At 58.3% G+C, this 25,785-nt stretch carries 24 protein-coding genes; 9 read left to right on the forward strand and 15 right to left on the reverse strand.

The window, feature by feature from the left end:
* Positions 1–265: 265 nt before the first annotated feature.
* The 4 genes from BT125_RS10455 to BT125_RS10470 all read left to right on the forward strand — a co-directional run bounded on the left by BT125_RS10455 (position 266) and on the right by BT125_RS10470 (position 2,240).
* On the forward strand, positions 266–580 hold the full coding sequence (locus BT125_RS10455) for a type II toxin-antitoxin system RelE/ParE family toxin (RefSeq protein WP_072407064.1): 315 nt from the start codon (positions 266–268) through the stop codon (positions 578–580).
* Between the two features lies 1 nt (position 581).
* A complete protein-coding gene (locus BT125_RS10460; RefSeq protein WP_072406662.1) occupies positions 582–1,082 on the forward strand; it encodes an addiction module antidote protein in 501 nt (166 codons plus the stop codon).
* Between the two features lie 280 nt (positions 1,083–1,362).
* A complete protein-coding gene (locus BT125_RS10465; RefSeq protein WP_072406665.1) occupies positions 1,363–1,863 on the forward strand; it encodes an HIT family protein in 501 nt (166 codons plus the stop codon).
* A complete protein-coding gene (locus BT125_RS10470) occupies positions 1,860–2,240 on the forward strand; it encodes a c-type cytochrome (RefSeq protein WP_072406667.1) in 381 nt (126 codons plus the stop codon). The genes BT125_RS10465 and BT125_RS10470 overlap by 4 nt, the downstream gene beginning before the upstream one ends.
* 90 nt (positions 2,241–2,330) lie before the next feature.
* Here BT125_RS10470 and BT125_RS10475 read toward each other — a convergent pair whose 3' ends face one another.
* The 3 genes from BT125_RS10475 to BT125_RS10485 all read right to left on the reverse strand — a co-directional run bounded on the left by BT125_RS10475 (position 2,331) and on the right by BT125_RS10485 (position 4,725).
* Positions 2,331–2,954: a pyridoxamine 5'-phosphate oxidase family protein gene (locus tag BT125_RS10475; protein WP_072406669.1), complete on the reverse strand. Its 624-nt coding sequence runs from the start codon at positions 2,952–2,954 to the stop codon at positions 2,331–2,333.
* Positions 2,955–2,989: 35 nt separating this feature from the next.
* Positions 2,990–3,508, reverse strand: coding sequence for a GNAT family N-acetyltransferase (locus BT125_RS10480; RefSeq protein ID WP_072406671.1), 519 nt, complete (start codon positions 3,506–3,508; stop codon positions 2,990–2,992).
* A gap of 257 nt (positions 3,509–3,765) precedes the next feature.
* Positions 3,766–4,725 (reverse strand): hypothetical protein, encoded by a 960-nt coding sequence (locus BT125_RS10485; RefSeq protein WP_072406673.1) that lies wholly within the window; start codon positions 4,723–4,725, stop codon positions 3,766–3,768.
* Between the two features lie 339 nt (positions 4,726–5,064).
* Here BT125_RS10485 and BT125_RS10490 point away from each other — a divergent pair, with 339 nt between their 5' ends.
* Complete coding sequence (locus tag BT125_RS10490) at positions 5,065–5,337, forward strand: hypothetical protein (RefSeq protein ID WP_072406675.1); 273 nt, start codon at positions 5,065–5,067, stop codon at positions 5,335–5,337.
* A gap of 272 nt (positions 5,338–5,609) precedes the next feature.
* On the opposite strand, the gene BT125_RS10495 is transcribed toward BT125_RS10490, so the two are convergent.
* The 3 genes from BT125_RS10495 to BT125_RS10505 form a co-directional block, all read right to left on the reverse strand.
* Complete coding sequence (locus BT125_RS10495; protein WP_072406677.1) at positions 5,610–6,407, reverse strand: hypothetical protein; 798 nt, start codon at positions 6,405–6,407, stop codon at positions 5,610–5,612.
* A 268-nt stretch (positions 6,408–6,675) separates the two neighbouring features.
* Complete coding sequence (locus tag BT125_RS10500) at positions 6,676–7,272, reverse strand: NADPH-dependent FMN reductase (protein WP_072406679.1); 597 nt, start codon at positions 7,270–7,272, stop codon at positions 6,676–6,678.
* Positions 7,269–8,123 carry a sterol desaturase family protein gene (locus BT125_RS10505; protein WP_072406681.1) on the reverse strand — a complete coding sequence of 285 codons (855 nt, stop codon included), beginning with the start codon at positions 8,121–8,123 and terminating at the stop codon, positions 7,269–7,271. Before BT125_RS10505 ends, BT125_RS10500 begins: the two co-directional genes overlap by 4 nt.
* Before the next feature lie 49 nt (positions 8,124–8,172).
* On the opposite strand from BT125_RS10505, the gene BT125_RS10510 reads away from it, so the two are divergent.
* Positions 8,173–9,168: an AraC family transcriptional regulator ligand-binding domain-containing protein gene (locus BT125_RS10510; RefSeq protein ID WP_256573753.1), complete on the forward strand. Its 996-nt coding sequence runs from the start codon at positions 8,173–8,175 to the stop codon at positions 9,166–9,168.
* Positions 9,169–9,366: 198 nt separating this feature from the next.
* Here the strand turns inward: BT125_RS10510 and BT125_RS10515 are convergent, their stop codons facing one another.
* The 4 genes from BT125_RS10515 to BT125_RS10530 all read right to left on the reverse strand — a co-directional run bounded on the left by BT125_RS10515 (position 9,367) and on the right by BT125_RS10530 (position 14,955).
* Complete coding sequence (locus BT125_RS10515) at positions 9,367–11,766, reverse strand: TonB-dependent receptor (protein WP_072407067.1); 2,400 nt, start codon at positions 11,764–11,766, stop codon at positions 9,367–9,369.
* Between the two features lie 130 nt (positions 11,767–11,896).
* Positions 11,897–12,823 carry a FecR family protein gene (locus tag BT125_RS10520; RefSeq protein ID WP_072406684.1) on the reverse strand — a complete coding sequence of 309 codons (927 nt, stop codon included), beginning with the start codon at positions 12,821–12,823 and terminating at the stop codon, positions 11,897–11,899.
* Positions 12,820–13,326: an RNA polymerase sigma factor gene (locus tag BT125_RS10525; protein WP_072406686.1), complete on the reverse strand. Its 507-nt coding sequence runs from the start codon at positions 13,324–13,326 to the stop codon at positions 12,820–12,822. Before BT125_RS10525 ends, BT125_RS10520 begins: the two co-directional genes overlap by 4 nt.
* Positions 13,327–13,515: 189 nt before the next feature.
* Entirely contained in the window at positions 13,516–14,955 is a 1,440-nt protein-coding gene (locus BT125_RS10530; protein WP_072406688.1) for an HD domain-containing phosphohydrolase, read from the reverse strand.
* A gap of 87 nt (positions 14,956–15,042) precedes the next feature.
* On the opposite strand from BT125_RS10530, the gene BT125_RS10535 reads away from it, so the two are divergent.
* Both BT125_RS10535 and BT125_RS10540 read left to right on the forward strand, forming a co-directional pair.
* Positions 15,043–15,816, forward strand: coding sequence for an alpha/beta hydrolase (locus BT125_RS10535; protein ID WP_072406690.1), 774 nt, complete (start codon positions 15,043–15,045; stop codon positions 15,814–15,816).
* Positions 15,817–15,879: 63 nt separating this feature from the next.
* Positions 15,880–17,445 carry a GMC family oxidoreductase gene (locus tag BT125_RS10540; protein WP_072406691.1) on the forward strand — a complete coding sequence of 522 codons (1,566 nt, stop codon included), beginning with the start codon at positions 15,880–15,882 and terminating at the stop codon, positions 17,443–17,445.
* A gap of 105 nt (positions 17,446–17,550) precedes the next feature.
* On the opposite strand, the gene BT125_RS10545 is transcribed toward BT125_RS10540, so the two are convergent.
* The 3 genes from BT125_RS10545 to BT125_RS10555 are packed head-to-tail and all read right to left on the reverse strand — an operon-like array spanning position 17,551 to position 21,623.
* The gene (locus BT125_RS10545) at positions 17,551–18,894 is read right to left on the reverse strand and encodes an MFS transporter (protein WP_072406693.1); all 1,344 of its coding nucleotides are present in this window, start codon (positions 18,892–18,894) and stop codon (positions 17,551–17,553) included.
* A 56-nt stretch (positions 18,895–18,950) separates the two neighbouring features.
* Positions 18,951–20,342 carry a four-carbon acid sugar kinase family protein gene (locus tag BT125_RS10550; RefSeq protein WP_072406695.1) on the reverse strand — a complete coding sequence of 464 codons (1,392 nt, stop codon included), beginning with the start codon at positions 20,340–20,342 and terminating at the stop codon, positions 18,951–18,953.
* Between the two features lie 3 nt (positions 20,343–20,345).
* Positions 20,346–21,623, reverse strand: coding sequence for a ribulose-bisphosphate carboxylase large subunit family protein (locus BT125_RS10555; RefSeq protein WP_072406698.1), 1,278 nt, complete (start codon positions 21,621–21,623; stop codon positions 20,346–20,348).
* Between the two features lie 194 nt (positions 21,624–21,817).
* Here BT125_RS10555 and BT125_RS10560 point away from each other — a divergent pair, with 194 nt between their 5' ends.
* On the forward strand, positions 21,818–22,696 hold the full coding sequence (locus tag BT125_RS10560; protein ID WP_072406700.1) for a LysR substrate-binding domain-containing protein: 879 nt from the start codon (positions 21,818–21,820) through the stop codon (positions 22,694–22,696).
* A 58-nt stretch (positions 22,697–22,754) separates the two neighbouring features.
* Here the strand turns inward: BT125_RS10560 and BT125_RS10565 are convergent, their stop codons facing one another.
* Together BT125_RS10565 and BT125_RS10570 are read right to left on the reverse strand one after the other, a co-directional pair.
* Positions 22,755–23,522: an SDR family NAD(P)-dependent oxidoreductase gene (locus tag BT125_RS10565; protein ID WP_072406702.1), complete on the reverse strand. Its 768-nt coding sequence runs from the start codon at positions 23,520–23,522 to the stop codon at positions 22,755–22,757.
* Positions 23,523–23,747: 225 nt separating this feature from the next.
* Entirely contained in the window at positions 23,748–25,733 is a 1,986-nt protein-coding gene (locus tag BT125_RS10570; RefSeq protein ID WP_072406704.1) for a M10 family metallopeptidase C-terminal domain-containing protein, read from the reverse strand.
* Positions 25,734–25,785: the final 52 nt, after the last annotated feature.

The raw sequence follows: 25,785 nt of genomic DNA on the forward strand, positions 1-25,785 counted from the left end.
CCGCCTTGGTTGCTCAAATCTAAAGTCATTCCCGTCGCCCCAAAAGCGACCGGGTTTGGCGACCTTCGTATCGGATCAGCCCCTAAACCAATTGGAGCAATCCCATGCAGAGATACCTCCCCATCACCGGCATCGACTCCCCCCGCTTCCCTGCACCTACTGCCAGCCGGAGCGACACCATCGGCTCCATGTTCGATGAAAAGAACCATGATCTGCAGTCAATCTCCCATCCATCAGGAGTAGCCATATGGCTACAAGTGAGGCTATGATCGATAAGAAAATGTACGAGATCCACCAGACGCCCGATTTTGAGGATTGGCTTGACAGTGTGAAGGATACTCAAGGAAAAGCGGCTATCTTGGCCCGCCTGGATCGCGCCCGAAATGGCAATTTTGGTGATTGCGAACCGATTGGCGATGGGGTGAGCGAAATGCGTGTTTTTATCGGGCCGGGGTACAGAATCTACTTTGTACGCTCGGGAATCGCAGAGTACTTGATGCTCAGCGGAAGCGATAAAACAGATCAAAGACGAGGCATTAAGAGAGCCAAAGTGATTCTTGATGCCCTGAGAGGTAAATGACATGAGCGACAAATTCAATCCTGAGGATATGCCGGTCCTTAGCCTCAGCACTGCCGGTACGACTCGTTACGAGGCTTCGCGCTTTCTCGATACCCCAGAAGCTATAGCGGCTTATTTGGCTGAAAGTATGAAAGCCGATAATACGGAAAGCCTTATTCATGCTTTGGCCGAGGTCGCAAAAGCCAAAGGTGTCAATAAAGTCGCCAAAGATGCCGGAGTTAACCGTGAAAGCCTTTATAAGGTGCTGAAATCTGGAGCAAAAACGCGGTTTGAAACTATCAGGAAATTGATGACCGCGCTGGGTGTGGAACTCACGGTACAACCGATTGCAACATTAGCGGTGGCTTCCAAAGCTGCGACTTCAAAAGTTGGAAAACCACCGGTCGCTGCATCAAAACCTACAGCAAAATCCGCCACAAAAAAACCAGCCGTACCGGCGGCTAAACCAGACGCAAAACCTGCTGCGAGAAAATCAGCTGCGGTCAAGCCTGCCGCATCGTAAAGACCTCCAAGCCTGCCCAGTGCTGCCAGTACAAATAACAAAAGAAGGATCGATCAGGGAGCGGAACTACTATCAAGCAAATAAATCAGCCCTCCTTTTATCCTGGTGGCGAGGGGATTTATCCCCGTTGGGGCGCGAAGCTGTCCTAAAGCTAACAACTCGGTCCACCGCCCACCTCCCTCGCCACAAGTTCTCATCAACCTTGCCTGTCGGCGCACGGCTGAAAAATGTTACATAGTTGAAGGATCGGTCCTAACCGCACTACGACAGGGAGTCAGCTTTGGAACCAACACCACCGTTTATCCTCCATGAAACCAGCCATTGGACAGTCAACCATCACTTGGCGTCCGCCCTGCCCGGCTACCTCATGCTCGGCGCCAAGACTCACGTGAACTCATTGGTCCAATTGCCCGCGTCGGCGTTAGCGGAGCTGGGTGGCCTGATGGCACACATCCAGAGCGTCCTTGAAACACAGCTCAACCCCAAATGGCTTTACATCAGCCGATTCGGCCACGATCCCCGTTACCCCATCCACTTCCATTTCATTCCGGTGTACGACTGGGTCGAGGCGTTGTTTTGGAAAGATACGCGGTACAGACTGCTGGAAACTTTTGGGAGTCAAGGGAATGCCCAGACATTGACCGACGGCGCGGAGCTGACGTTGTTCATCTGGCGGGAATTTGGGGAAAGCCCGACGCCGCCAACCATTCAGGGGCCGTCAATTGAGCAAGTGATAGACAGGTTGCGTCAGTCATTCAAATCAGTTGTACCGGTCACATGAAAATCAAAACATCATCCATCGCTCTACTCGGCATCTTGTCATTCATGCAAGCGTCGGCGTCCTTCGCGGACAACGCCAATGGGAAAACGCTCTATCTTCAGCGATGCGCCGTGTGCCATGGCGCGGACATCAAGGGAACAGGGCCGTTGGCCAAGAAAAGCAACCCGCCAACCCCTGACCTTACGACACCCGCCTTCAAGAAACGACTGACCGATTACCCGGGTGTGATTGTCTCTTCGATCATACTTCGCCCAAATGGAGACCTGATTCCAAAGACCTTGAAAGAGAATGGCGTGAAGATCCCGTCGCACCCTTGGAGCGTCAAGGACCTGCGCGATCTCCATCAATACATGAGTGGCGTCATTTCAAATAAATGATCTTACGGGGAACTGCACCTCGGCTTATCGACAACAACTGCAATACCCAGGGCTTCTCGGGCCTGGGTATTGAAGTGCTTTAAAAAACCGTCAGTAAAGCGTATTGGCAACACGCTCCGGCAGTGCCTTGTCATAAGCGTCGCCATCGACCTGCGATGGGCAGATGCGTTTGAACACCTCTCCTGCCGTGGGCAGTGCGCGGCGTTCGATCTGCCGCTTCACATCCCATAGCCCCGCCCTGACCACTGCCCTGCTGCACTGGAAATAAACACTGGTTACGGTGACTTCCAGAACGGTTCGAGGGAGTTGCCCTTTCACTGCGAAGCGGGACAACAGGGCTGGCTCGATGGATATCCTGGCCGTGCCATTCACGCGCAAGGTTTCCCCCACGCCCGGCACGAGGAAAAGTAGCGCGACCCGGGGATCCTCAACGATGTTTCGCAGCGAATCGATACGGTTGTTGCCGCGGCGGTCGGGCAGATACAACGTCTTGCTGTCGTGGACATGAACGAACCCCGGCGCGTCGCCCCTCGGAGACGCATCCAGCCCTCCGAGGCCTGAGGAAGCGAGGATCACAAAGGATGCCGCCTCGATGAAGGGCTGGTAAACCGGATGGATATGGTCGACTTCCTTGAGGATCGAGGGTGCCGCGACGGGGCCATAGAGGCTTTCCAGCGCTTGCGTCGTGGTGATGTAGGCGCTGTCCCGTTCCATGCTTGTCTCCGTTGCAGAGGTTAAAGAAATCGTATTCAAGTGACTGACCAGACCATTGCACAGCGGCTACCCGGAGCATATCCACGTTGGTATTCGGCACTCAATAGGGCCGCCAGTCGCGGTTCCAGGTCTTGGGTGGCTTTAGCCTGGAAACCCATGCGGGCATAAAACGGGGCGTTCCAGGGCACGTCGATGAATGTCGTGAGGGTGATCAAACGCAGTCCGTTAGAGCGGGCATGGTCCTGCGCGACCTCGATCAGCCGCCGCCCCAAACCTTGTCCCTGCCAGGGCAGCGCGACGGATATCTCATGGATATGAAGAGCCTCGCCGTAGCACTCGGCACTGAGAAATCCTTGTGGCCTGCTTTCGTCATCGAGGGCAACCCAGCACGTCGATAGCGCAATGAGCTGGCGATGTCGCTCGACGGACATCGGCAGCGACTGCGCCACCCAGCTCAGCTCATCAATGCGACGGAACGCCAGGGCGGCGGACGCCTCGATGGCGGACAAGTGTTGTGCGTCGTCCGCAACGGCGACACGAACAGTCACAGGCATAGTTTCCTCGGTTCTGTGAATGGACTGGCCCGATCAAGAGCCTGGCAGGCCGCACTCATTCGATGGCGCAGCCTGCGCAAGCATCAGCGCAATGCCCCTTGTGGTCAATGCGCCTCCCTCATCAGCTCGGCCACCGCTTTCTTCGGAAAACCCCGGCAGCGTTCATCCAACCAAGTGCCCTCGGCGAGGCTGGGTTCTTCCAATTCGCCCACTCGAAGCAACATCGTTCCCAACGCCTGTTTCCTTAGACGCTGCCCTTAAGGCTTGGCATTCATGCGCCCCTGGATCGCCACGTGTAGGCAACCCCAGGCAATAAAGCCGACGATCACACCCTCGGCGACACCCACCAGCAAGTTGAAGGAAAAGCTCAGCGGCTGCTCGGCCCAGTAGAACGTCGTCGAACCCGTTCGAAAGCCACTGACGCGCAACCGTCCAGTAAAAACGGCCGGCACCAAGGTCATGACGTTAGTCAGTTCCAGCACCGCAAAGAAGGCGCCCAATAGTGTGAGCAAGGCACGCGCAGGAACGCCCAGTTTCTCGGTCGGCGCAGGCGCAGGTGCGCCACCCTGTTCCCGGCGCTGGCGGGCTGCCCTTACCACCTTGCCGCTGGTAGGAGCCGGAGTTGGCCTATAGGGCACCTTGACAATCGGCGCCGCCCCCTCGACGACCTCGGTGGGCAACGCCACGCCCAAGTAGTCGGCCAGCTCCCGCAGCCACAGGTCCGTGCGTTGACTGCCCGGCACCACCGGAACGTTGTCGGTAGTCAGGCGCTGCGCAGTGCCATCGCGCTGTATCAGCCACAGCTGGGTGCGAGCTCGCCCAGCCTGCGGGAGGCGGCGCAGTTCGAGGGATTTGGCAGCATCGATACTGAAGGCCGATTGCACACGCTCGCGGCGCCCGAAAAAGTTACGGGTCAGGCGCTTGCCTTCGCCGTCGACCCGCGACAACACCAACGTCTCGTGGACGCCGGTGTACAGCACCAGCAGCAGGCCAAGGGCAGGAATCAGCAGCCACAGCAGCACCATCAATAGAGCGGACAGTGGATCCACCTCTGTCATCAACGAGGCCCCATCAACCATCACGAACACAGCGAACGCCATTGGCAAGAGAAAGGCCAACGCCCCTATCACCAACACGACCAAGCTCTGCACCACGTTGCGCGAATGGATGTGCAGGTCACCCTGCGCGGTGCGCTCGAACCGATGTCCTATCAACATGCATGACTCCTGTTGCGTTGCTTTGCAGACTGTTCGAGAGGCCGGGATGACGATTGGAACGCCTCGGGCCGGGATGGTATTTCAGAGGCGCAGAATACCGGATGTCGCGGCCTCAGGGTTGGGGTGGGTTTTCTTCGGTGTGAGTAATTGCTCCTACAGAAATGGATAAAGTCGGTTCGTTTCCTTGGAGAGTTCTCATGATTCCTACGAAGGCCTCGGAATCTCTCACCTTGTTCGTCTTGGGAGCCCAAATCTATAGTTCTTTCCGTCGCCAACCATGGTGATCAGGTTTGGCGACCTGCGGATCGGATAAGCCCTCTAACCAAATGGAGCAATCCCATGCAGAGATACATCCCCATCACCGGCATCGACTGCACCCCTGCCGCCCTGCTTATCGACACCCAGGCGCCGCTTGACGTACTGCACGCAACTGCCGATTACCGCATCCGCACGGTGACTCAAGTGTTGGAGAACATCGCGTTTCGCTCCGAGATTGCCAGCGATACGGTGGTGCTTTCGGATTTCGCGCAGCTTTTGGTGATTCCGTTGCGGGATGGATGTGATTTGCTGGAGGTGATTGGACGGCGGCTTCAGGCGCAGGTTGAACGTTAAGGGATTACGGGCGCTTAAGGCGCCCATTTTGATGTTTGCCATTTATAGGTTGTGGCTGGTGGATAGCAATTATTCAGGCATTCGGCAAAGGGTGCTTTCGGCGACTTGCAGACAGTGGACACAGCCGCTACCGGGGAGTCCCCATCAAATGGTTGCACGCACGGCTTTTTGGGTATTCGCTCTGAAGCCTAGCGAGCCCCATCATCGGCATCAACGAAACAGAGAGGGTTACTCCGCAGAAGCGAAATCCATGAATGATTTGCACAGCTGAATCACTTCACCGATGGTGAAGCCCTAACAGGCACTGGTGGTACTGTAACGCCCAAGTACTTCGCAATTCGCGCTGTGTCTTCTCGGCACCCATGAGCGAAAGCCAATCTTAAGAATCCGGCCTTGGATGCTTTCGTTTCCTCATCTACTCCCGACATAGCCAGCGTGTAATAACCCTCTGCGCGAAAATCCTCAGCGCTCAATGCTTGGGGACGCGCGTTGTCCACAACCCATTGGACAGCGCCTTCGCCCGGCTGCAACGCTGGTTTGTGCTTGGGAAAGCAGTATGGGAATGAGGTCATCAATGGGTACTCCGACAAATAGGGATCCTGACCTTCAATCGTCGCCCGAAGTATTTCCAGCCGCCTGGTGTACTCTTCGCTGGGCGGGTAAAAGTTAACGCATTTGGCATATTCCAAAGCACCCGCCATCAGTCCACGCTCCGCTGCACGACCATACAGTTCACACATATCCTTATTGTCCTTAAATGGCTTTTTTGCAAACAGCAACTTAGCCTTTTGGTACATCGCGACGGCATGCCCGGCGGCGATGGCGTTATCCAGGTGCGTGTACATGCGCTTGCTGATGTTGATTAACTCCTCAGTGAACGCCCTTCCTTTCGCTGGGTCAGTGTCAGCCCGCGCCGCCAGGATCTGAAGTTGCGTATAGCCGTTTTGTAAATCATCCATGTCCTTCTGTGCTGCGAGAAACTCGGCAACAGCTTCAGGCCGCGGAGCTTCAGCGAATGACATCGAAGAGAATAGGCAAAGCCACAGAATTGAAAGGCAACGGTGGTACATGCAAAATACCCTATGAGTAAGTGAGAATTTTTGGTAGCCGTGTCTTGTGACTCACTACTTAGGAAGAGCAACAAAGGGGACAGACTTATTATCAGAAAATAAGTCTGCCCCCTTTTTTGTCCCTTTTTTCTAACTGATAGAAGCCGTCTGACAAATGGCTTGCATAACAGCGTTGGAAATCGGGAGCAGACAGGATTGCCTGCTCCCCGCAGGTGTCATTCTTGTGAAACCCCTTTTCAGCTTTTAGCGATCCATGTGCAGCAGGAGATCACATCCCGTTAGTAAACTCTACACTGTCCATGGAAATTAACCCGCGCAGCGGCTGCATTGCTTGGGCATAGTGCCCGAGCATTTGTAAAGTCCAATCGGCACGCTGCCGAATGCGCAAATCATCGGCAGTCTTAGCTTCACCGGTGTTCATCACGCTTTCTACTTGTCGCACGATAATGTGCTCAGGCAGATAGCACACGCGGTTGTTTTTGTAGCTAGATGCGCGCAGCTCGCTGAGAGGGTAAGCGCCGCCTTGGCCAGATGAAATGCTCACCAGTAATGCTGGCTTATGACCGACTTCTTTGTAGCTGGCATACATAAATAGGTTTTTAATTGCCGGTGCCGCCATGCCGTGCCATTCAGGCGCGAGCACAACTACGGCGTCTGCTCCGCGCAGCACTTGAGCGTGATCGGCCCATATACCTTCAACGTCCTCGCCCGGCCACATTGGCAAGGGCGAGCGTGCTAAATCGATGACTCGTGGGGTCGCGCAGATATCCAGCGCTTTCAAACGCTGGCCAAGAAAGAGTGCGACCTTGGCCGTTTGGCTGTTAGTACGGCTGGAGCCGGCTATTAGGGCAATATTCACGCTCATTGGGCTAACTCGTTTTTAGACTTATGTTGAAGGGCAGGTTTGTCGCTGCGCACGACTGGCCAGAATAATTCTTCCTGCCAGCTCACTGGGTTCAGATCTTCGATGCCAAAAGATTGCGGGCGGCGGCGGGTGATTTTTGCAGTGCCGAAAATCACATCCCAGAGAAACAATAGATTGCCGAAGTTGCCTTTGTAGTGGGTAACGCCATCGGTAGCGTTGAGGCCGTGATGGGCCGAGTGAGTTGAGGGCGTGGAGATAGTTCGCTCCAACACCCACATTAGTGGGCGCAGCGCTTTTATCTGGTACAGCTTGGCATCCCAAAGAACGCTGCTATGGGCGCCGAAAATCACCAGCATCTTTACGATCAAGTAGTGGTAGTAGATATGCGCCAGGCCCATGTATATAAGGATGCCGGCGAACCATAGACCTGGCATCAGCAGGTAATAGAAGCTGTTGTTGCGATAAACGATGCGAATGCTCATGTACGGTGCCGAGTGATGCGCGCGGTGTAGGGCATACAGGAACGGTACGCGGTGGGTAAGGCGATGCCACCAATATTGAGTCATATCATCGAATACCAAGAACAAGCCTAGCCCCGCCCACCATGGTAGGTTGATCAGACTGTCTTTCGCTTGCGGGGCGGCATGGTCAAGCAGGGTGTTTGTGATGAACATCACTAGCGGAAAGGTGAAGCCTAGCAACAGGCTAGAACCAATGATTTCAATCATCGCATCACGGCGGCTACCTGCCGGCTGGCGGAAGCACGCGCAAGCGAGCTCTAACACGATAAAACCGAAGAAAATGCCGGCGACTACGGCAATAGGGCTATTGGCGATCATTGTTATATTCATGGCAGTATCTCGTTCGGGCTGATAAATCAATGCCCGACTATGAGAAGCCATGACTACAACGAACGATATGCGCGAACAGGACAAAAGTTTGGGAAAGCTGGCCAATCCACAGCCCCTTGCAAAACCACAACTCGTTCAGCGCTTTCACCGTGGCCCCATGGGCAATGTGTTGCAACGCTATATCAATAGCCATTCACGACAGGGTCAGGCCGATTACAGCGCGCTGGCGTTGGAGCAACTCTGGGATGAAGCCGCTCGACACGACCCTGCCATCGGCCTGCACCTCTTTGGTACTTTTACTCCCCAGGACTGGCACGTGATCGCCTTAGCAGGGCAGTACTGCGACACTGTGCAGGATGCAATGGAAAACTGGGCGCGCTATGCCGGTCTGGCTTCGGATATGGACATGGTGAGTATTCTTGAAGACGCCAATGGCATCGGCGTTGAGCTGAATATCGATGCTCCGATCAATCTGGTGCGTTATCTCACCGAGCACTATTTCGTCATGGCACTGACAGTGTGTATCCAAGGCTCTGGCCATACCATTGTGCCCGCGTGCGTGCAGTTGGCCTACGCTAAACCCGCCTATTACAGTCAGTACAGCGCATTTTTTGGCAGCAATGTAAGCTTCGAGTGCGCGCGGACGCGGATGTATCTTGATAGCGCCAGCCTGAGCTTACCGATGCACAATCGGCACCCTGGCATACTGTCTGTGCTCAAACAGGAGTTGGATCGCTGCATCGCCAGGCAAAAGCGTCTCGCCGGCTGGTCGGCGAAGGTGGCTCACAGCATTCGCCACAATCTGGCGCATGGCCAAGTGCCCACCCTCGATAACCAGGCTGAACTGCTACACCAAAGTCCTCGCACATTGCGTCGACGCTTGGAGCATGAAGGTATTAGCTTTCGACAATTACTCGACCTAGTGCGCGCCGATATCGAGCAGTATTTGGAACTGCAAGGTGAAAGCAGGGCTGATATTGCGGAACAGCTTGGCTATAGCGACCTGACCGCATACCTGCATGCGCGTAAGCGTTGGCGGCAGTAGGGTGTTCGCACCTTACGCGATTCAGGCTCTGAGTGACTGACTGCTTCTGGCCGACTCCTGTCTAGCGAAAGGCTCCAATCGCCCCAATCACAGCAATAACAACAGAGGCCACAAATGCAGCCTCTCAGAGCGTCTGACAAAACCACCTTTAGCGTAATCACACAACTTGCAACGGCACCTCTTTAATCGCCAACAACCTCAGAAATCAACAGTAGCCGACACCTTCAATGTACGCGGTGCCCCTTGGGTCAGATAACCACCATTGGCCGAGGCCCAGTAGTTCTCATCGGCAACGTTCTCCAGCATCGCGTTGAAGGTCACCCCGCGGCCCTCCATTTTCGTCCGATAGCGCGCGCCCAGGTCGACGCGGGTCCAGGCGGGGATGCTGTAGTCGTTGGCGCTGTCAACGAACTGGCCGCCGGTGCGCAGTAGCAGGCCGTTCAGGCTCACCCCGGGCAGGCCGGGCACGTCCCAGTCGGCGCCCAGATTGAACTGGAATTTCGGCACACCCACCGCCTGGTTGCCATCGTCGCGGCCACCGGTGGTGCCGCTGAGTTCGGCTTTGGTCCAGGTGGCACCGCTCAGCAGGCGCAGGCCATCCAGTGGCTCGCCGAACAGGCTCAGTTCCACGCCGCGATTGCGCTGCTCGGCATCCACTCGGTAGTAGCCGTCGCCGCCGAGCACACCCTGGGGCTGCTCGATGCGGAACAGGCTGAGGCTGCCGCCGAAGGTGCCCCAGTCGAGCTTGGCACCCACTTCGGTCTGCTTGGAGCGATAGGGCGCGAACATTTCGCCGTTGTTGAGTGCGGCGGCCGGCGCGGTAGGGCCCTGTTGCAGAGACTCGACGCGGTTGGCATAGAGCGACAGGTACTCGGTGGGCTTGATCACCAGGCCATAGGCCGGCGTGGTGATACTTTCCTGATAGTTGGAGGTGCGGGCGCCGCTGGCCGCGCTCCAGGCGTCGGCGCCGATGGACTGGCGGCGCACACCCAGGGTCAGCAGCACGCGGTCGTCGAGCAAGCCCAGGGTGTCGGAGACCGCCAGGCTACGGTTCTGCACCTTGGCGGTGGTGTCCGGGTCATGGATATCGCCGGAGACGCTGGTGGCCGGCGGCTCGGCGACGGGCTGGCCCTGATACAGATTACCGAAGCCGCGACTGCCCGCCGCGGTGGTCTCGAACGCGTTGCGCTTCTCCTGCCAGATGCCGTTGGCGGCCAGGTTGATGCTGTGGCTGACCGGCCCGGTGGCGAGTTCGCCGCGCAGCCCGGTGACGGCGCTCAGGGTTTCCTGGTCCAGTGGCGAATAGAGGCGGCCGATACGCGCGTCGCCATTTGCGCCGTAGACGTAGTTGGAGGCGTAGACACCGTTCTCCCGCGTGTATTTGCCGCCTGCGCTGAGGTAGGCGGTCCACGTGGGCGACAGGTCGTACTCAGCGCTGAACATGCCATAGCTGTCTTCGAGCTGCGACCAGCTCCAGGGTTGCGCGTAATTGTGGTCGGCGTCGGGTGCCGACGGCGTCTTGCCGTTGAGTGTGCTGCTAGGCCCCGTCGTGGTGAGGTAGACCACCGAGCGCCCCTCATTGACCCGTTGCTTCTGGTAACCAAGGTCCGCGGACAGGCGCAGGCGGTCACCGCGGTAGTCCAGACCGAGGGTGGCCAGGCTGAAGCGCGAGTGCTCATCGTCCACCGCGGTCTCACCCTCGCGCTGGGCCAGGTTCACCCGCACGCCGAAGCGGTTGTCCTCGCCGAAGCGCTGGCCCAGGTCGAGGTGCCCACCCACTCGGCTGTCGCTCGCATAGTCCAGGGTGGCGCTGCGCGTGGGGGTGTCTTCGGCACGCTTGGAGACCACGTTGATCGCCCCGCCGACACCGCTGCCCGACGGCGACACGCCATTGACGAAGGCGTTGGCCCCCTTGAACACCTCGACCCGCTCAACCGACTCGGTGGAGATGATCTGTCGCGGCAGAATGCCGTACAGCCCGTTGAAGGCAATATCGTCGCTGAACAGCTGGAACCCGCGCACGACGAACACCTGGGAGAAGTTGCCGAAGCCGAACGACTGACGCACGCCCGGATCGCTGGCCAGCACATCGGCCAAGGTCTGCGCCTGGCGCTTCTCGATCAGCTCGGAGGTGTAGCTGGAGAAGGCGAAGGGCACATCTTGCATGTCCTGGTTGCCCAGCACGCCGATGCGGGCACCCCGCGCCGCCTCCCCACCGGCGTACTCGGCCGGCAGGTCGACACGGCCTTCGGCGAGCCCACTGATGGTGGTCGGGCCCAGCTCCAGCACGCCCTGCTCGGGCAGCGGCACCAGGGTGATGGTGCCGTCGTTGCCGGTCTGGAAGGTCAGGCCGCTGCCCTCCAGCAACCGCTGCAGGCCGTCGACCACCGAATAGTCGCCCTTGAGTGCCGGCACCATGGCGCTGCCACGGGTCAGGCCGGCGTCATAGAGCAGCCGCACGTCGGCCTGCTCGGCGAAATCGGTGAGCGCCGCATCGAGCCGCTGGGCAGGCACGTCGAGCTCGACGGCTTGCGCCTGGGCGGCGGCAATGGCCAGGGGAAGAACGGCTAGCGCCGCAAGGAAGGGGGTCGACCGCATGCTGATGTCCTTGGCTTTCAATACGAAGAAGTCGCATTTGCAAGGAGAGAAGACGAAGGCGCCGCTGATTTCTGAACCATCGCCGCCCAAATATTTCGGTTTTCTTGCAGGCCCAGGCGCGGCGCGGGTCTCAGCGGCGGGACGTGACCAGAATCAACCCCGGCAGGCGCACCAGACTTACAGGCAAAGTGGTTTCCACAGCGCTCAACACCGCCTGTGGGTCGTCAAGGGCGAACACGCCGGTCACCTGCAGCCGGCGAGCGGCTTCGTCGACGAACAGCACCCGCGCAGACTGACTGCGCTCAAGCTCGGCGAACACTTGCTCCAGCGGCTGGTCGCGGAAGACCAGCTTACCGCGCTGCCAGCTCAAGCGCTGGCGCGCATCCAATGCCCGCGGCGCTTGCAGCGCCCCGCCGCGCCACTGCACCTGCTGCCCGCTGACCACCGGCAGCGGCTCGCGTCCCTCGCTGGAAGCCAACACTCGGCCCTCGCTGACCGCGAGGTCGACACCACCCTCCTCCAGACGCACATCGAAGCGCGTGCCGGTGACGCGAATGCGCGCATCGCCGGCCCTGACAGTGAACGGTCGGGCCGGGTCATGGGCGACCTGGAAATCCGCCTCGCCGCGGTACAACCTGACCTCGCGGCGACCCTCGACAAACTGCCAGTCCAGCGCCGAATCGCCGTTGAGGGTCAACAGCGAACCATCCGCCAGACGCAACTCGCGCACCTCGCCCGGCTGGGTGCTGATGTCGGCATACAGGCCAATCCAGGTACCGCGTGGCAGCCACAGGGCGAGCAACAGCATCGCAGCGCAGGCCAGTGGAGCCGCCCACAGTCGACGACGAGGCAGCACGCGCACCTGGGGCAGCTCGGCCGGACGCTCTATCTGGCCGAGCAACGACCACAGCCCTTCCACCTCCCGCAATGCCTGCTCATGTTCGGGCGCCGCCTGGCGCCAGGCCTGCGCGGCAGCGCGATCGGCAGCGGTGGCACGGCCAGAATGCAGCAGCACCTGCCAGTGCCGGGCCTGATCGAGAAGTGAAGGATGACTCACGGCTGCGGGTCCATCTGCTGCTGGCAGTGTTCGAGGGCCTTCAGGATATAGCGTCCGGCCATGCTTTCCGAGACCCCCAGGCGCTCGCCAATCTCACGCTGGGTCAGCCCGTCCAGGCGATTCCACAACAACGCCTGGCGCAGGTGCGGTGGCAAATCCTGGACCACGCGCTGCAGTCGCTCCAGGCGCTGGGCGTCGCTTGCCGCTCGCTCCGGACCCGGCTGGGCACTGACCAATTCGATGGATATCTCCTCCTCGACGGGGCGGGATTTTTGCTGACGGCGGTAGTCGATGATCAGGTTGCGCGCGATGCGATAGAGGAACGCACGAAGATTACCGATCTCTTGCCCGGACTCGCGCCGGCGAAAGCGCAACCAAGTCTCCTGGCGCAGGTCGGCCGCCAGTTCTGCGCACTTCACCTGCCGAGTGAGGAAGCGCAGCAGTTCACTCGAATGGCTTTCGAACTGGCCGTCGGTGGAATGAGGATCGGATGGCCTGGACACGCAAGCGACTCAAGCGAGGAGGAGTCGCGAGAATATATCAAATGATAATGACTTTCAATCACACCAAAAAAGAACGCGCGGAGTGTGGGCCCCGCTCACATTCGATGAACCAAGCGTGGTCAAGGCATTCATCGCCGGGCTCACGCCAATTCGTCCGCCCAGGAATGATCGATCTGCCGCGGCTCGGCATCAGGAGATCAAGCCCAGCGTCAATGCTTTCAGGGTCGCGGCAGCTCGGGTCGAGCATTCCAGTTTGCGAAATATGCTTTCCATGTGGGTGCGAACGGTGCTCGGACTGATGTCCAGCAGTCGCGCTACCTGCTTGTTACTGGCGCCACGGCTGATTTCCAGGAGTACATGACACTCCCGTGCGGTGAGTAACGAACCCTTCGGCTGATGAGCCCGCCGCTCGCCACGTGCAGCGGCGATAACCGCTTCGCACACAGCCTTGTCGAACAAGCCATTGGCGGCATCCTGCCCCAGCAGCCTGGCCGCCTCGGATTCACCGTAGGCCGCCCTCCATGGCCTGGCTTCCCTGAGTGCGACCCAGGCTACGGAAGTGGCGAACAATCGATGTTCGGCACACAGGGCATCCCCCATCACGCCTCGAAAGTAGCCACTGCCGTTGAGCCGTTCGTAGGCATGGGCGGCGATCTCAGCAGGCACGGCCAACTCACTGATAGGCCTCAGCGCCTGTTGTGTCCAGTAGGGAACCAGGTGCACCCGCTCCGCGGCGCTATAGGGAAGTGCCCCGGCGGTATTCCAGAGTTGGTTGGAAACGGCTGCCCGACCCAGACCGTAGACGAGGGCCGCCTTTCCGAGCGCTGTCTGGGTGGGTTCACCTAGCCCCCACAAGCGTGCAGCCTCCACGGCGACATGCGCCACCCGCCGCGAATGCCCCGCCAGCCAGGGTAGCTTCAAGTCAATCACGTCCCCCACCAAGGTCAGCGAGACCGAGCGTTCGGTCTCCCCATGGGTCGGGTTTTGGGAGGAGGCTTCCAGGTCTGCCAGCCACGCCTTGGCGTTAGCCATGAGCAACGACGCGAGGGCAGCGGGATAGCGCCGATCCGACTGGTCGTGGATCCAGCGCAGCGCCGCGTCCAAGCCATGTGCTCGACTGAGAATATCCAGATCACCGGCAAGCACCACCTGATAGGCAACCTCCGGAATGTGTTCATGGGTCAAGCCCAGCGGCCGGCCAGTCCCATCGTAGGTTTCGAATACGCGGCACAAGCCTGCCTCGACAGCGGCTCCCAGTTCGAGGGTTTTCGCGACTTGGCCAGAGACCTCGCAATGCACGACGGCCAGCGGGATCGCCTGATGCACCGCGTTCATGGCTTCTTTGTTCAGTGTCAGGTCGAGCATTGCGCGGCGGCCGTCGACGTCATCACCGAGCAGGTCCGCAAACCCTTCGGCGTTGGCAGTGCAGCCGGACCAGCGCAGCAAGGCGACCTGCTCCGCCACCCTCAGGTGCTCGCCATCGCCGTGTAAGGCCTGCGCCAGCCTGCGCGCCAGTGCGGCAACGCGTCGGGAATGCCCGAGTGGCTGGCCCATGCTGAGGTCCCCGACCTGGCCGATCGTCCGCAGCGCTGCGCTCAATGAAATGTCCAGTTGCAACGCACTATCCATGAAAAATGCCTTGGGGTCGGATAAATGACCGATGCCCACTAAGCAGGCCAGTCAGCAGAATTGAGCTCCCACACAGGAGTTCATCCCATGAAAACACTCAGATCAAAAGCCGTCACCCTCGCCTTCGCCCTTGCAAGCACATTGGCCGCAGGTATCAGCCAGGCCCAAGATACAACACCTTCGGTGGTCATCGTACACGGCGCGTTCGCCGACGGCTCCGATTGGGCCAAGGTCGTGCCGCTTCTGCAGGCCAAGGGGGTTGCCGTTTCGGTCGTGCAAAACCCACTCACCTCCCTTGCCGACGATGTCGCTGCCACGCAAAGAACGCTGGACAATCAACCGGGCCCGGTCGTGCTGGTCGGTCATTCCTGGGGCGGCACCGTGATCACCCAGGCCGGCAGCGACAAGAAAGTCCGCGCCCTGGTATACGTCGCCGCCTTCGCTCCCGATGTCGGCCAAACCAGCGGCGAACAAGGCAAAGGCGCGCCCACGCCCCCGGGCATCAGTCAGATCAAGGCTGACGGCAACGGTTTCCTCTATTTGACCCCGGAAGGCATGGCCAAGGACTTCGCCCAGGATCTTCCCGCGGCGCAGACCGCCGTGATGACCGCGACGCAAGGCCCCATCAAGGCATCCGCGTTCGAGGACAAAACAAGCGTCTCTGCCTGGAAGACCAAACCGTCCTGGTATCTGCTCGCCACCGAGGACCGGATGATCCATCCCGATGTCCAGCGTTCCGCCGCCAAGCGTATCGGCGCCACCCTGGCGCAGGTGCACACCAGCCATGTGCCCCAGCAGTCGCAACCGGCCGAAGTGGCCAAGGTGATTCTCGAGGCCGTGAAAAGCGTCGGCGAGCAGTGATCGCTGCGACGCGGCCCCCCTGATAACCCTGAACCCAACCGCTGCATCGATATGGACGGACGCATGAATCATCGGCGTGATCGGAACTATGACTTCATCGTGTGTGGTGCGGGTACGGCGGGCTGCGTGGTCGCGGCCCGCCTTGCCCAACAGGACAACGCACGCGTGTTGTTGATTGAAGCAGGCAACGAATACGCCGGCCCTGAGGTTGTAGAGCCTGCGCAGTGGCCGCTGAACCTCGGTTCAGAGCGCGACTGGGCATTCGCGGGACAACCCAATCCCTACCTCAACGGTCGTCGTCTTCCCTTGAACATGGGCAAGGGACTCGGAGGTGGCTCCAGCATCAACGTAATGGTCTGGGCTCGCGGGCATCGATCGGACTGGGATTACTTCGCCGCCGAGTCCGGCGACTGCGACTGGGGATACGATTCGGTACTGGATTACTACCGCAGGATCGAGAACTGGCACGGCCGCCCGGATGCCGCACGGCGTGGTTCAGGTGGCCCCGTGCATGTCGAGCAGCCGGCCTCGCCTCAACCCCTCGCCAGGGCAACCCTGGAAGCGGCCAGTCGTCTGGGCATCCCCCGATATGACAGTCCCAACGGAGCGATGATGGAAGGTCCTGGCGGGGCCGCGATCACCGATCTGCGCATCAACCAGGGCAGGCGCGAATCCGTTTACGACTCCTACATCCGGCCACGGCTGCACCAACGGAATCTGACCGTTCTCACCGGTGCACTGGTAGCCCGTGTCCTGCTTAGCGGCACAAGGGCGGTCGGTGTCGAAGTGATCATCGAAGGGCAACGGCACCGCTTCTTCGCTGAAGCCGAAGTCGTCTTGTCCATGGGCGCGGTGAACACGCCCAAGGTGCTCATGCAGTCAGGCATCGGCCCGAAGAGTGAGCTGCGCCCCCATGGCATCGTCCCGATCAGTCACCTTCCCGGCGTGGGTCAGAATCTTCAGGACCATATTGCCTTTGGCTGTACCTGGGAGTACCTGCAACCCCAGGCGGTTGGTGGCGGCGGTTGTGAAACCACGTTGTACTGGAAAAGCGACAGTCGCCTGGACGTGCCAGACCTGCTGCATTGTCAGCTTGAATTTGCGGTGCCCTCCCCGGCTGAAGTGGGTATCCAGCCACCGCAACAGGGTTGGACGATGTTCGCAGGGCTGGCCAGACCTGTCAGTCGAGGACGCCTGCGTCTATCGGGCGCCGGGCCTTCGGATGCTCCACTCATCGAGCCGAACTCGCTGAGCGCGCCCGAGGATATGGCGGCGGCGTTTGCATCGATCGACCTCTGCAGGGCACTTGGCAACAGCGAAACCTTCCACCACCTGGTAAAACGCGAGGTGGTGCCCGGACCGAAAACGCACCGAGCCATGGAGCAGTTCATTCGCAATTCTGCCGTGTCTTATTGGCACCTGTCCGGCACCGCGAAAATGGGCCGAGATGAAATGTCTGTGGTCGACCATCAGCTACGCGTGTATGGCATCGAGCAATTGCGGATCGCGGATGCCTCGATCATGCCCCGAATCACCGTCGGCAACACCATGGCGCCTTGCGTGGTCATTGGCGAACGGGCAGCGGATCTCGTCCTTGCGGCCCAGGGTGTGATCGCTCCGACCAGTTAGTCTGACCCGCTTACTGATAAATGTGGTCTGCGCCCGCTTATGCCTGGAGGGCGTTACGCTTGCTGAGTCGAGCAAGCGTGCGGCTGTGGGCATTAGCGGGGGGTATTATTCGTCAGTGATGTCAATCGCTCGGGTTTCGGCAGACAGGTAGACGCACAAGGCAGAGATTGCTGCGAGCACTACCGTGTAGACCGAGATGGCGTAGGGCGAGCCATAATGGCTGAGCAGATAGGCGCCGACGATGGGCGCCGTGCCGCCACCGATGATGCCACCGACATTGGTGGCCATGGCGAACCCGGTGAATCGTGCGCTGGGTCCAAATGCCTCGCCGGTGAATGAAGGCACAGCACCGTATACCAAGCCGTAGCCGGTCATGAACAGGCATGAGCCCAAGACCATGGGTAGGAACTGGCCTGTGGAAAATAGCTGCCAGAAGGGAAACGCGGCCAGTGCAGTCACCGCGAAGCCGATCAACATCATGGTGCGTCGACCCAGTCGATCGGCCATTGCTCCGGCGAAAGGAACAATTACCAGGTGCGTGCAGATAGCGACCATCGCTACCGAGAGCACAAAGGCATTGGAAAGGCCCAGTTCCTTCTGGCCGTAACTCAATGCGAACACGGTAAAAAGATAAAATGTCGAAAAATGACAGATATTGGCACCTGCGACCAAAAGTAACTGTTTAGGATACTTGGTGAACAGGCGCATGGCAGGTGACAGGTTCGGCCCCTTGGCTGCCGCGCGCTTTTCGGCGGTCTTTTCGAACACAGGAGATTCGGCAACTTTGGACCGTACGAAGACGCCGACGACCAACAGAGCCAGACTGGCGATGAATGGAATGCGCCATCCCCACTTATAGAAATCCTCCACCGACAATAAACTGCTGACGATCAGCAGCAACCCCGCCGAGGCGATGAACCCGAACACCGGACCAATGTTGTTGATGGCTGCATAAAAGCCACGTTTTCGCCGGGGTGCATGCTCAAGTAGCATGAGCACTGCACCGCTGTATTCTCCGGCAAAAGCGAAGCCCTGGATGAAGCGCAGCACACACAACATGATGGGTGCCCAGATTCCTACGCTCGCGTAGGTAGGCAGCAAGCCAATGCCGACGGTGCTCAAGCCCATGATGATCAGCGTAAGGTAGAGCAATTTCTTGCGGCCTATCCGGTCGCCGAAATGTCCAAGCACCAGCGAACCCAGTGGCCGTGCGACGAATGATATGGCGAAGGACGCTAGCGAGGCGAGTCTTGAGACGGCTTCATCGGTGCCAGGAAAGAACAGAGGAGCGAAGATCAGCGCCGCCGCGGTACCGTACAAATAGAGGTCATAGGTTTCTAACGCTGTGCCGAACAGACTCCCGGCAACAACATTTCTCATGGATTTTTTCTTCTCATCATCAATATGCTCATGATGAGTTTCGTTGTTACTTAAAAGTGAGGTTTGCATAGTTTCACCTATTGTTATTGTAAATATGCAAGCGTGTTCCTGTCCTTGAACGGAAGTTAGCTCTTACCTGTGAGCGCTTTTACGAAGTAGTCTTGGTCACCCATCTGCCCGCCTTTTAAGGCGATTTCCAGATTGTCCAAGTACGGTTTGTTTGAGCGCACCTGACAGAGGGGCGCACCGGGAGAGAGATCGGATTTAATAACCAATGCTTCAGGGGCGAGAATCTTAGTGATCTGACTTGACGTATCACCACCGGATATAACCAGTCTTTCGAGCGGATACGCCTTAAGAATGTCCAGAACGATGTAGCCCATTTCCACAGCCAATTGCTTACCGCCGCGGATTTTTGCCTCGTCACGAAGCAGTCCTTTGGCGGTCATCGCTTCGATCATTTGTTCGATTCTCGGGTCATCCGGACCTTTTGCGGTATGGATCAGCACGGAACGCCCGGTTTCAAGGTGCGCTACTGCCGTCGCCACCACATCCTGGACCATCCTTTCTTCACGTGATTCTGCGAGGATTGCTGCCGCATCCACCGCCAGTTCGACAAATCCACTAGAGATAGCGGTGTCGATTTGAGCGCGACTTAACGGGGATGCACTTCCAGAAATGACCAACACTTGCCGGATCGGCTGTAGCGCCGTGACCTGAGTTTGGTAGGCATCTATCAGTCCCACCGAATGCCAGTGCTGCGTTAATCCATATTCAACACCGGAAGAGCCAACCACAAATAACGGCGCCATGCTGCCAGAGATATCCGTGAGTGCTTTCCCTGCGAGGGTCATATGCGCAGTGGTAGTGCCATCGATCAAAACCGCGTCATGGCTCAGAGAGGCTTGGCGGATCAAGGACGGCAAGTCGGCAGGTGGGTCAAGCTGACGGATGTCGATTTTCGCGATCGATAAATTCTTTTGCTGGGCGATATGAACACTCAGATCGGCTTCTCCCATAGGCGTGATGGGGTGGGCTCGCATGACGGGATGGCGGTCGATCCGGTGTACACAGTGGTCGGTCTTGGACAGCGCAAACAAATTGCCGAACACGCAGTAACGGCCCAGGGCTGGGTTACCCGCGATGATTGGCACCCCTTTTACCCCAAAGGCGCGTGATGCGAGCTCAATGACATGACCGATGCTGCCCACGTCGGGAGCGCTATCAAACGTGGAGCAGACTTTGTAATGCACAAGGTCCGGGGACAGGCGCTTGATTGCTTCAAATAAGTCTGGAAGCACTTCATCCATCTCAGCATTGGACAACGCACGGCTATCGCCAGCGATACCAATAGCGTCGAAACCACCCAACTCTTCTAACAACTCGGGCGACGGTGGCGCCAAAAACAGTGCGCATCTCAGGCCAGCTGCGGTAAGGACTTCCAAAGCGTCGGTCGAGCCGGTGAAGTCGTCACCGTAAAACACCAGACGAAGCCTGGGCGTATTGGTTGAACGCATGATTCATACGCCTCCGAATTTTGCCAAGGCGGCGCTTAGTGCGGGTCTGCCCTCTGCATACTGTTGCAAGGGTATGCCTTGAGTCGCCGCTTCCCATCCTTCGCGCATACTCTGAATGCCGGCACCGATACCTAGGGGATGGCCGATAATTCCACCGCCCGCCAGGTGCATGAGGTCTACCGACTGCAGCTTTTCGAAAAGCGTTGGCGCTTGCGCAGCCCATTGGCCGGAAGAGAAAACCGGCAAAATCGGTTGGACGCCCGAAAACGGGGTCAGGCAGCTCAGTGCCGAGGCAATGACTGAGTCATCCGGTTCCCAGAATTTGCTCTGGATGCCATTGACGTGCAGATGATCGATGCCAGCCAGGCGCCAGATTTTCTGATAGACGTCAAACGAAAAGCCCAGCTGTGGGTTGCGGGTAAAGGCACCCCAGCCGTTGCGATGGCCGTGAATAGGTAGTTGGGAATGCTTACGGATGTGCTCGACCCCTGAATGCCCAACCCAGTTCAGGCAGAGCATGACGCAGGTCCCCCCCGACTCCAGCACGGCGTCGTGGCGGCGGAGCATTTCATCAATGCTCCCAGAAATATTGATCGCGTACATTGGCATCCTGCCGAGGCGATCTGCATGCTTGTGAAGTACAGGCATGACAGCATTCAACCTCGCATCGAAGGATGCATAGGTCGGGTCGATCAAGAGTTCATCATCTTTGAGGAACTCAATACCACCAGCACACAGCTCATCGGCCACGGTAGCGGTCTGCTCAGGTGTCAGGCCGATGCTGGGTTTAATGATGGTGCCAATGATGGGGCGGTCATGAACGCCGCACAGTTTACGAGTCCCTTCGATACCGAACTGGGGGCCCGGGAAGCCAGCGGCAAACTTTGCCGGAAGATCGACATCGAGCACTCTTAAACCGCTGACTTCACCTATCTCGAATAAATTGCCCGCAATGGTGGTCAGCAATGCAGGAAGATTCGGACCGATATTGGCCGTTGGAAAAGCGATTTCAACTTCGCCGCGATAGTACGTCGCCGAAGGATTGTGCCTAGCCAGGTATTCGCTATGCAACGAAGCACTGGTGACCGCTGGAAGAGGCTTGACGGACACCACACGGGCCCGTGAACGTTCTTTCAATTCAGCTGATTCGCCGGGCAAGGCAATGAATGTACCGCTGGATTGCTCGCCAGCGATGACCTCGCTGACCCGCTCAATCGGGTAACTGCTCTCTACGAAGAAGCGGGCCGTAAACTCTTCGCGCCCAGCTGTTTGATCGACCATAGATAATCACCTTGGCTTTACTTTTTTTATATTCAAATGGCCGCTTTTGCAGGGGTGGCCTTCACCTCGAATATACATTGACCCTGCTGACGGGCTAACGATATGATTTCCCGCTAAGTTGAGAAAAACTCACATTAGGCTTGTGGTTCGACACGCGCTCTGGTCGCCATGGCCTGCTCAATGAGGTGCAGCACATGTCATCCCCTCCGCGACCGTCTCTCAACGCACTCAGAGCTTTCGAAATGGTTGCGAGGAAAGGCACCTTCGGCGAAGCCGCTGATGCCCTCTGCGTGACTCACGGTGCTATCAGCCGACACATTCGGGCGCTTGAGGATGTGCTGGGGGTCGTCTTGCTCACGCGTAACGCGCATGGCACCAAACTGACTCCCGAAGGCGCACGCCTTGCCGCCGGCCTGGGCCGCGCATTCAACTTGATCCAGCAAAGTATTGATGAGGTGCGCCCTCAACCTCTGGAGCTTTCATGTTCGGCGTCCATCATGATGCATTGGTTGCTACCAAGACTTGCCGGGTTGCACAGCAACTTTCCAACGATGGAGCTGGGCTTGAGAACCGGACACGGTCCAATCGACTTTGCCCAGGATGGCGTCAGTGTGGCGATACGCTTGGAGAGCATTGTCCCACCTCCCGGCATCGCGCCGATCCCTTTGGCCAATGAATGGATTGGGGCTATATGCTCGCCTGATTACCTTAAGGCTTCAGGTGTGCAGCAAGTGAGCGACCTGAGCGGCAAGAAGCTGCTGGCGACCAAGACTCGCCCGCATGCTTGGAAAGAATGGTATTCGGCTTTGCAGATGCCCATGCCCGATTCCCTTGAGTTGGAATACTTCGAGCATTTCTATCTGCTTATTCAAGCGGCCAAGGTCGGCTTGGGATTTGCCTGTGTGCCGCGGATGCTGGTGCAAGCGGAACTGGAGAGTGGCGCGCTGGTAGCCCCGTTTGGCTGTGTTGAAGGCCCGGAAAAACTGGTGCTGTGGATCTCGCCCAACGCCAGAGCGCGGGCCGACACAGCAGACCTGGTAAAGTGGATCGTAGAAGAAATGGCGGCCGAATGATCAGCCGCACAGGGAGTGCCTGGTCATTACGCGCCCCCTTTGTTCATAGCAGCGCTACTCAGATATCGCCAGCGCCCCACGCAAGGAAGCCACCGTCCACGGGTAGGACAATTCCGTTTACGTAAGCGGAGACGTCAGACGCCAGATAGCTGACCGCTCCGGCGATTTCACGCGTGGTGCCATAACGTTTCGCTGGGATGGCGTTGCTGTAAGCCTTACGGAACTCATCGCTGTGCAGCTCTTTGGTCATCGGCGTATCGACCGGTCCGGGGGCGATGGCATTGGCGGTGATTCCGTATTCGCTCAGCTCGACGGCCATCTGCCTTGTCAGCGCGATCACAGCACCTTTTGATGTGCCATAGGCCGTCCGGCCTTTGCCCACTGCGCGCATCCCGGCAACGGAGGCAATGTTGATGATGCGGCCGAATTCGTGCTTACGCATGATGCGTGCCGCCAGCTGACAGCACAAGAACGTGCCTGTGACATTGATCAGCATTGTCCGGTTGAAGACATCGGCATCAAATTCCAGGAAAGGCATGGTTTTGGCGATGCCTGCAGAATTGACCAGCACATCGCAGCGCCCAAACTTGGCCTCGATCCATTCGAACGCAGCAGACACGGAGGCAGGTGTACCGACATCGATCTGGAGGGCATCGGCGCTGAAACCTTGGTCACGCAGCTGTTGCGCAAAACGTTCGGCCTCGGTGGTATTGATGTCGCAAATGATTACATGATGGCCATCGCTCGCCAGCGCACTTGCCGCTTCCGCTCCAATTCCCATAGCGCCGCCGGTAATTACGGCGACTTTCTTATTTGCAAGCGTCATCGAGAATTCCTCTTTTATTATCGTTGCCAAGCCCAGTCGGTCAGCGGAAATCCTAAGAAGGCGCTGTCAATCCAGCAAACGATAAAAATTCGCGCGGCTGTCACAAAAACTCACTGACCGCCGTTCTGACCTCAATGCCGCAGCACATATGTAACGCATCAGGATCAATTAGCCGCAGAAACTTGCTCTCTAAGCATTCATGCTCCGCGTGTTCTGTATAGCGTTTTACACCCAAAGGTCAGCCACTCCGATCAATTGAAAGACTTCCTCTCCCGGGGGTTCGGCAAAGATGATGTCCAAGTTACGGTAACTGGAGTGGTCCCCTACCAGGCTCAACTCGAATCGAGCCCCACTAGCGTCGGCTTCGTAGCTCTTCAAGTAAGTCAGGTTCTTGGTTTCATTGAGAACCACGTCCAACGTGCCGTTGTAACCATTTCCCAGCCGGGTAAAGCTTAAGGCGGACAAATCGATCGTGTCTTCACCCACCGTATAGTCAATCAGCCGATCAGTATGGTTTTCGGTGGCGGTACGGTAGCTGTCGCTCAGGGCGTCGAAGCGGAACACATCGTTGTTACCGCCACCCACCAACAGATCCCGGCCCTCTCCCCCAACCAATACATCATTCCCCAGCGCTCCATAAAGGCGATCATCGCCCGCGAACCCTTCGATGATTTCGCCTCGAGCGTTGCCCTGTAAACGATCGGCTTCTTCGGTCCCCATCAATCTGGCTTGCTGGAACAGGATGTTGGTTTCATTCAGCGTTTGGCTCAAGTCACCGTCGAAGACCAATTCGAAGCGTTCCCCCTCCGCGTTGGCATCGAAACTCTTGAGGTAGGTCCGCGTCCCGCTTTCATTGACTCGTATCGCCAGCGTTCCGTCATGTCCATCGCCCAGCCCGAGCAAGCCCAGGGACGAGAGGTCGATCGTATCGGTGCTGGGGTCGAAGTCGGTGATTCGGTCGCTATGGGCCGCGGTTGCGGTTCGGTAGCTGTCAGTGACTGACTGGTAACGGAACGTATCGGCCCCGGCACCGCCCGTCAGCAGGTCGCGACCTTGCTGACCATCGAGCAGATCGTTACCGGCCCCGCCAACGATCGCATCATCGAATGAGTCAGTACCCAGCAAGAAGTCATCACTGTGGCCCCCGTCAAGGTGGTAATAGCCGTCGTCGGGATTACCAAAGCTGTGGTCCAGGCTACCGTCGGGGTTCAACTGAACCAGGGCGGCCAGATAGCCGTCCGCGTTCGTGCCTTGGCTTGCGCCAATCAACAGCCTGCCGTCGGCCAGCACGACCATGTCGGCTATTGCGAAAGGCGCGCTTTGCGAGCCCCAACTCACCTGCCCCTGATTACCGAACTCGGTATCGAGCGAGCCGTCGGCATTGAGGCGCATGACGGTCGCCACGCCGCCCGAGGCCCCCGCCAGCAGGATTTTGCCGTCATCCTGGATAACGAGGGCGTCTGCGTGAACATCCAGGGCCAGGCTGCCGCCGTTGGCAAAGCTGCTATCCAGGGTACCGTCCTGGTTGAGACGAGTCAGGGTATCCTGCCCTGTGACCAATACCTTCCCGTCTCCCTGCAGCGAGACGTCGATCGTGCGGCTGGGTCGAATGCCGACGGACGCTGGCAGGTGCAGGATCCCAGCCTCTGCGAAAGACGAGACCAAGGTCCCCGTCGCGTCGAAGCGGGCAATATGGATCTCCCCAGAGGGATACCCAGCGCTTGCGAAAAAGCTGCCGTCGCGTTGTACAGAGAACGACGCCTGCTCTCCTAGAGAGTCATTCCAGTAAAACGGCACTGTCGCGGCGCCGCCGTTCCCGAAACTCGTATCGAGACTGCCGTCAGCCAAGGTTCGACTCACGCCCGACACCCAGGCGTCGCCTACTTTCACGTATCGCGTCACCAGGTAGCCCCCTCCCGGCTGCACCGCGGCATTACCGCCATCCTCGATATCGAGGGTCACAGGCAGGAGGGATTTACCGTCTCCACTGTAGTTGCGGTCCAGGCTACCGTTGGCATTGAACCGGACCAGGCTGCCGGTGAAGCCTGAATCCTCTTCGCCCCCCAGCCCCAGGCGACTGTAGGCGCCAAGCCAGATAGTACCGTCCGGATCGACCGTGATACCGCCGATTTTGTCCGACCCCCATAAGGTTGTGGCTACCATGCCCGTGTTACCCACAGCCGAAGCGGCGGGCGAAGTGCTCTGACCCATGTCCATGCCTCCGATAGCTATCTGTCGCCAAAAACCATAGACACGGGTTAGT

This window comes from Pseudomonas sp. NFACC04-2, assembly GCF_900119265.1.
Taxonomy (GTDB): Bacteria; Pseudomonadota; Gammaproteobacteria; order Pseudomonadales; family Pseudomonadaceae; genus Aquipseudomonas; species Aquipseudomonas fluorescens_AA.

Coding starts and splice junctions, on each gene's coding strand:
- BT125_RS10490 (WP_072406675.1), top strand. CDS start 5,065: ATGCAGAGATACATCCCCATCACCGGCATCGACTGCACCCCTGCCGCC.
- BT125_RS10545 (WP_072406693.1), bottom strand. CDS start 18,894: ATGCAAACCTCACTTTTAAGTAACAACGAAACTCATCATGAGCATATT.
- BT125_RS10535 (WP_072406690.1), top strand. CDS start 15,043: ATGAAAACACTCAGATCAAAAGCCGTCACCCTCGCCTTCGCCCTTGCA.
- BT125_RS10515 (WP_072407067.1), bottom strand. CDS start 11,766: ATGCGGTCGACCCCCTTCCTTGCGGCGCTAGCCGTTCTTCCCCTGGCC.
- BT125_RS10460 (WP_072406662.1), top strand. CDS start 582: ATGAGCGACAAATTCAATCCTGAGGATATGCCGGTCCTTAGCCTCAGC.
- BT125_RS10555 (WP_072406698.1), bottom strand. CDS start 21,623: ATGGTCGATCAAACAGCTGGGCGCGAAGAGTTTACGGCCCGCTTCTTC.
- BT125_RS10570 (WP_072406704.1), bottom strand. CDS start 25,733: ATGGGTCAGAGCACTTCGCCCGCCGCTTCGGCTGTGGGTAACACGGGC.
- BT125_RS10485 (WP_072406673.1), bottom strand. CDS start 4,725: ATGTTGATAGGACATCGGTTCGAGCGCACCGCGCAGGGTGACCTGCAC.
- BT125_RS10560 (WP_072406700.1), top strand. CDS start 21,818: ATGTCATCCCCTCCGCGACCGTCTCTCAACGCACTCAGAGCTTTCGAA.
- BT125_RS10470 (WP_072406667.1), top strand. CDS start 1,860: ATGAAAATCAAAACATCATCCATCGCTCTACTCGGCATCTTGTCATTC.
- BT125_RS10455 (WP_072407064.1), top strand. CDS start 266: ATGATCGATAAGAAAATGTACGAGATCCACCAGACGCCCGATTTTGAG.
- BT125_RS10480 (WP_072406671.1), bottom strand. CDS start 3,508: ATGCCTGTGACTGTTCGTGTCGCCGTTGCGGACGACGCACAACACTTG.
- BT125_RS10495 (WP_072406677.1), bottom strand. CDS start 6,407: ATGTACCACCGTTGCCTTTCAATTCTGTGGCTTTGCCTATTCTCTTCG.
- BT125_RS10500 (WP_072406679.1), bottom strand. CDS start 7,272: ATGAGCGTGAATATTGCCCTAATAGCCGGCTCCAGCCGTACTAACAGC.
- BT125_RS10565 (WP_072406702.1), bottom strand. CDS start 23,522: ATGACGCTTGCAAATAAGAAAGTCGCCGTAATTACCGGCGGCGCTATG.
- BT125_RS10505 (WP_072406681.1), bottom strand. CDS start 8,123: ATGAATATAACAATGATCGCCAATAGCCCTATTGCCGTAGTCGCCGGC.
- BT125_RS10550 (WP_072406695.1), bottom strand. CDS start 20,342: ATGCGTTCAACCAATACGCCCAGGCTTCGTCTGGTGTTTTACGGTGAC.
- BT125_RS10475 (WP_072406669.1), bottom strand. CDS start 2,954: ATGGAACGGGACAGCGCCTACATCACCACGACGCAAGCGCTGGAAAGC.
- BT125_RS10510 (WP_256573753.1), top strand. CDS start 8,173: ATGACTACAACGAACGATATGCGCGAACAGGACAAAAGTTTGGGAAAG.
- BT125_RS10530 (WP_072406688.1), bottom strand. CDS start 14,955: ATGGATAGTGCGTTGCAACTGGACATTTCATTGAGCGCAGCGCTGCGG.
- BT125_RS10540 (WP_072406691.1), top strand. CDS start 15,880: ATGAATCATCGGCGTGATCGGAACTATGACTTCATCGTGTGTGGTGCG.